The organism is Pseudomarimonas arenosa (assembly GCF_014841215.1).
GTDB classification, from domain to species: Bacteria; Pseudomonadota; Gammaproteobacteria; order Xanthomonadales; family Xanthomonadaceae; genus Pseudomarimonas; species Pseudomarimonas arenosa.
Window position 1 is genome coordinate 1 of sequence record NZ_JACYTR010000117.1, and the last position, 3,765, is coordinate 3,765.

1 protein-coding gene is annotated in these 3,765 nt (G+C 57.7%); it reads right to left on the reverse strand.

What is annotated here, in order from left to right:
• Positions 1-2,522 precede the first annotated feature (2,522 nt).
• The gene (locus tag IFO71_RS21320; RefSeq protein WP_192031710.1) at positions 2,523-3,473 is read right to left on the reverse strand and encodes an IS30 family transposase; all 951 of its coding nucleotides are present in this window, start codon (positions 3,471-3,473) and stop codon (positions 2,523-2,525) included.
• Positions 3,474-3,765: the final 292 nt, after the last annotated feature.

Below are 3,765 nucleotides of genomic sequence, written 5' to 3' on the forward strand. Positions count from 1 at the left end.
GTCGAGAACGTGTCGGGCCTGTTCCCAGATAGCGACGCGTGCGGCGGGTAACCCTAACTACGTATTCGAGCTGACCGTTGGGAGACGTCATGGTGTTTTCTGTTACTCTGCCGGCCAACGGCAGCTCAATACGGCGTTAGCCAACACATGAAACGTAGCTGGGCTTCACTCTTCGCCTTTGCCGTCTCACACGGAGCTGCGGCTTTCGTCACGGTCTTGGTTACAGTTCCGACACATCAGGTCGGCCTCGCAATCCCGGGCACTCTGACAGTAGCCGCGATTCTTATGATTACCGCAACCATGTTCTATGGTGTAGGTCATTGGGCCCAACGTCGGGATTTCCACGTCACAAAATCGGCGGTGTTCGGGGCGGTACTCGGCGTCATCGTAGTCCCGTCGAGTCACGCAGCAATTGCGCTGGCGTCTCTCGCTGTGTTGAGTTTCTCAGCACCGCTGCTGTCGAGCGCAGGCCACCACTCGAGCCGCACTACAGTAGCTTCTGAATGGAGGCTGGTTGCCTCCGCGCTTCCCGGCATATGCGGAATCTTGGCGCTTGCAGCTCTCTATCTCGCCCCAAATCGCGTGTGCTTGCTCCTAAACAAGAACGAAGTGGCAAGACTCAGCGGCTTCGCCTCCACAGTTCAGGCCTTCCGTTCAGAGCACAATCGCCTCCCCACTCAAGACGAGTTGCAGTCCCTAGCCGGTTCAGTGCCCGCTCCACTCTTGTCGGTGCAAGGTTCCGGCTTCGAGCTGGTGTTTCTGGGCTTTGACGGACCTCATGTCGTCTACAATAGTGGAGGCCACTGGAAGTGCTCATTTGGGTAGGTGATGGTGTGCGTCGGCTAACTACGTATTCGAGCTGACCGTTGGGAGAGGTCATGGAGTTTTCTGATATGGTGCCGGCCAACGGCAGCTCAATACGGCGTTAGTCAACTGGGGTTTTGAACTGAGGCAGCCCCTTCAAGAGCGCTTGCTGCGGTGGCTTCAAAGCAGATCAATCATCCAGCCAACAAGCGCGAGCTGTGGCCTCGGCCAAGCCCCAAGCGTCTCGCATTTTCATGCCCGGCTCTTTCCAGCTCTGGGCACGCACTAGCCCAATCCCCGCGAGGGCAATTCCAAATCTTTCGGGGTTCGCACAATTTGCTTCCTCGCACGTATACTTCAGTCTTTCGCGGCGGGCCTATCCACAAATCTGTCTATGTACAAGCATCGCCCGGTGTCTAACTACGTATTCGAGCTGACCGCGGGGAGAGGCTACCGTGTTTACTGATCAACTATCGCGCCGCGGCAGCTCAATACGGCGTTAGGCAACAGGGGCTCAGTACCGAGGCATGAGGTTCAAGGTTCGCTCCAGCGTTCTTGTCTTCGTCGAGTTGCGGCGTCACTCGTCCTCCCGAGATCGGAGCCGGCGACAAAATCTGGGGCGTGACATCGCACCTTGTCAGGTTCCCGCAGTCTGGCCGCGCAGCTTCGCTCCGCTGGCCCAGGCTGTCGCTGCGTCCCGCTTCGCGGCACGCCCGATCGCTCCGCCCTTCCTGTGCCCCACGCTTCTCTTCCGGCAGGTTACACTTGCGGCCAACTCCGCTCCCGTAGACCCCGGGACCCGGAGTCGCGGGTTGGTCGACTCGCTCCGCTATTCGTTGGCGGGTCGTCCTGTTCCCTAACTACGTATTTGAGCTGACCGCGGGGAGAGGTTGTGATGTTTCCTGAAGTGTTATCGTGCCGCGGCACCTCAATACGGCGTTAGGCCACTGGGGTTCTTGGCTGTGGTGTTCCCATCTGGTCGATACCTCGCAAGTCTTCAAGTCCGCCGCGCTCTTGGCCCAAGAGCACTCCAGTCTCGACCTCGCCAAGTGCTGGCGGCTTTGCATACAGAGCGGAAAATTCCCGCTGTCGGCATACACCATCTGAGGCCCGGCAAGGGGAGCCCCGACCTCCGGGCAAGTTCCCAGATTCAGCTTTTCGCACGTACTTCTCAGCTCATCGCACGGTCCACCTGGCGCTTGGCAGCCGCGCTTCCCTTCTTAGCATCTGCACGGCCGGGCTCATCGCACGTATACTTCAGTCTTGGCCCGGGGCCGGTCAGAAATGTGTCAGCAGTGTTTCGCCCGTGCCCTAACTACGTATTCGAGCTGACCGTTGGGAGATGTCGTGGTGTTTTCTGATACGTTGCCGGCCAACGGCAGCTCAATACGGCGTTAGTCAACTGGGGTTTTGAACTGAGGCAGCCCCTTCAAGAGCGCTTGTTTCGGTGGCTTCAAAGCAGATAAATCTTCCATCCAACAAGCGCGAGCTGTGGCCTCGGCCAAGCCCCAAGCGTCTCGCATTTTCATGCCCGGCTCTTTCCAGCTCTGGGCACGCACTAGCCAAATCCCCGCGAGGGCAATTCCAAATCTTTCGCAGGGCGCACAATTTGCTTCCTCGCACGTATACTTCAGTCTTTCGCGGCGGGCCTATCCACAAATCTGTCTATGTACAAGCATCGCCCGTTGCTTAGATTCACACGCCAACCGCAACACCACTCATGACCGATAGTAAACCTCTTTAGGGGTTTTGAAACCCAAGCATTTTCTCGGTCGTTCATTTAGTCGATTGGCGATCCAATCACAATCTTCTTGGGTAATGTTCCTAAGGCACTTACCTTTGGGTAAGTACTGGCGAATGAGTCCGTTTGCGTTCTCATTGGTTCCCCGCTCCCACGAGTGGTAGGGCGTTGAAAAATAGCACTTCAGTTCACCGAGAACTTCCAGTTCCTTGTAGCTGTGAAATTCAGTGCCATTGTCTAGCGTCATTGTTTTGAAGTTGAATTCGCCAAGGTCAACGACGTCTTCAAACGCGTTCACTACTTCGCTAGCGGTTCGGGCCATAAGTTTGCGAATCACGGTAAATCGGCTCTTCCGCTCAATCAGCGTCAACAGGCAATGCCGCGAGCCTCGTCCCATCACCGTGTCGCCCTCCCAGTCGCCGAGCCGCCTGCGTGCATCAACGACTCTTGGGCGCTCGCTGATATGCCGCTTTCCCAGCAAAATGCCTCGTGCAGGCCGGCTCCGATAACGCTTTCGGCCCACCTTGGACATGATCCGCGTGTGCTTGTAGAGCTGCCCGCCAGCCCGTCTGTCACGGCGAATCCAACGGTAAATGGTCTCGTGGCTGGGCACTTCCAGCCCGCTCTTGCTAAAGGCGCCCACGATTTGCGCAGGGCTCCATTGTTGCGTTAGCGCCGCCACCACCGATGCGTGCACGTGCTCGCCAAACTGCGATCCTCGCCTGCAGCGCCGTCTGCGTGCTGTCGCGTAGCTCTGCGCCCGCTCAGCACGGTAGATGCCATCGTGTGCCGTCAGGTTCCTTTTCAACTCGCGCGAAATCGTGCTCGGCGAACGGCCACAGAGCCTGGCGATTTCACACACGCCCATTCCGCTGCGCTTGGCCTGCGAAATGAGATATCGTTCGTCCTGGGTGAGCTGGTAATACATGGTTGCAACCCCTTCTTGCCGGATGAGGAAGTGGCCAGTATTACCAGCCGCCCTCTCAAAAAGCCAAGGCGTTGCGGTTACTTGTTGAATCCGCGTTGTCTAACTACGTATTCGAGCTGACCGCGGGGAGAGGCTACCGTGTTTACTGATCAACTGTCGCGCCGCGGCAGCTCAATACGGCGTTAGGCGCACTTACAATGCATTCGTGGACTCTCACCGGCAGGCTTACGGCGATTGCGTTGGCTCTGGCGCTCCGCTCCACCGGGCTCACTGCTTCGGAAGAGGTGCCGCG